The 1727-nt window shown below is 37.8% G+C and carries 1 protein-coding gene and 1 pseudogene; one reads left to right on the forward strand and one right to left on the reverse strand.

All coding sequences use genetic code 11. From position 1 onward, the window contains the following. Positions 1 to 64: 64 nt before the first annotated feature. Positions 65 to 559, reverse strand: a pseudogene (locus B4W83_RS00775) (IS30 family transposase); the annotation flags it as partial. A gap of 34 nt (positions 560 to 593) precedes the next feature. Here B4W83_RS00775 and B4W83_RS00780 point away from each other — a divergent pair. Beyond that, positions 594 to 1611 (forward strand): IS630 family transposase gene (locus B4W83_RS00780; protein ID WP_087148657.1). Its coding sequence is split into 2 segments (ribosomal slippage): positions 594 to 1090 and positions 1089 to 1611, totalling 1020 coding nucleotides; the frame shifts between segments, so codons are not numbered across the junction. Positions 1612 to 1727 lie beyond the last annotated feature (116 nt).

The following is a 1727-nucleotide window of genomic DNA, read 5'->3' on the forward strand; positions in this document are numbered from 1 at the left end:
CTTGACCAACGGACCAGAGTGGTTATTTTCAACTCTTACTATTATACAGTCTTTTCAAACTTTGTCAACTACTTTTTCTAATTTTTTTAAACTTTTTACAATTTGCTAACTTCTCGCCAAATTTCAAGTTCAAGTTAGCCATGAAGAAGTCTTCTCTGGGTGATTTGTAGTTCAAGCATTTTTTAGGATAGTTATTAATCCAATTTTCGATGAATGCGACTTCTTTGGGAGTCGTTTTCTTAGTTCCCTTAGGTAACCATCTCCGAATGAGCCTGTTGTGATTCTCATCAGTTCCCCTTTCCCAAGAGGCATAGGGGTGCGCATAATAGATATGTTCCTCAGAAAATACATCAGACAAGCGGTTAAATTCTGTACCATTATCTGCCGTGATGGACAGAATCTTGTCTTGTTTTAAGATGAGTTTTAAAGCCTGATTGACCGCCTCAGCACTTTTATTTGGAATCAATCGGATAATTTGATGCCTAGTCCTTCGATCAGTTAAGACCAGTAAACAATAATTTTTCACCCTTGTAAGCAGAACCGTATCAATCTCATAATGGACTAAAATCAAAAAACATCTTATAATAGTAGTTATGAAACTTACAAACGAAGAAACACAAAACATTGAAAAACTCCTAAGAGATTCATCGTATGCCAAATATCATAAACGTCTACAGATTATTTATTTTCGCTCAAAAGAAAAGAGTTATAAGGAAATCATGGATTTGCTAGATTGCAATAAAACAACTGTTTGGAGGAATTTGAAAAAATATAAGGAGTTTGGTTTAGAAGCGCTTCTTCAAGAGACCCGTGGTGGACGTCATAGAGAATATATGACTTACGAAGAAGAACAAGCATTTCTAAAACGTCATATAGAAGCTGCTCAGGCTGGGGAATTTGTAACTGTCAATCAGTTATTTGAAGCCTATCAAAAAGAGATTGGTCGCACTTCCACACGTGATGGTTTCTATTATCTCCTGAAACGACATGGTTGGCGAACGGTCACTCCTCGACCTGAGCATCCCAAGAAGGCAGACGCTCAGACAATTGAGACGTCTAAAAATAAAATCTACATTCGAGACCTTAAGTAAGCGCTTTAAAGAAGAGGGGACTTATAACAAAGTACGTTTGATGTACCAAGATGAAGCTGGTTTCGGAAGAATCAGTAAGATGAGTTCTTGTTGGGCTCCTCAAGGAATCCGACCTAGCATTCCTAGTCATTATATGCGAGAATATCGATATTGTTATGGGGCAGTAGATGCTCAGACAGGAGATTCCTTTTTCCTCATTGCTGGAGGATGCAATACTGAGTGGACCAATGAATTTCTACGGCAAGTCTCACAAGCTTATCCAGATGACTATATTTTACTTGTCATGGATAATGCTATATGGCATAGATCAAGTACCTTAGAGATTCCAAGTAATATTGAGTTGGCTTTTATCCCACCTTATACACCAGAAATGAACCCTATTGAACAAGTCTGGAAAGAAATTCGAAAACGAGGTTTTAAAAACAAGGTTTTCCAAACATTGGAAGCCGTCATTGATAAGCTTCAAGAAGTTATTCAAGGACTGGAAAAAAGCGTTTTAAAGTCCACTGTCAGCAGATAATGGACAAGGTTGCTTTTTGAAAATGATTGAGTATCATAATGCCCATTCTCCAATCGCAGATTGATAGCTTCAGGACGCTGTTCGATAGATTGACCAGGGGGTTAAAATTGGTGCTA

Origin of the sequence: Streptococcus pseudopneumoniae ATCC BAA-960 = CCUG 49455, from assembly GCF_002087075.1 — a bacterium.
In the GTDB taxonomy this organism is placed as follows: domain Bacteria; phylum Bacillota; class Bacilli; order Lactobacillales; family Streptococcaceae; genus Streptococcus; species Streptococcus pseudopneumoniae.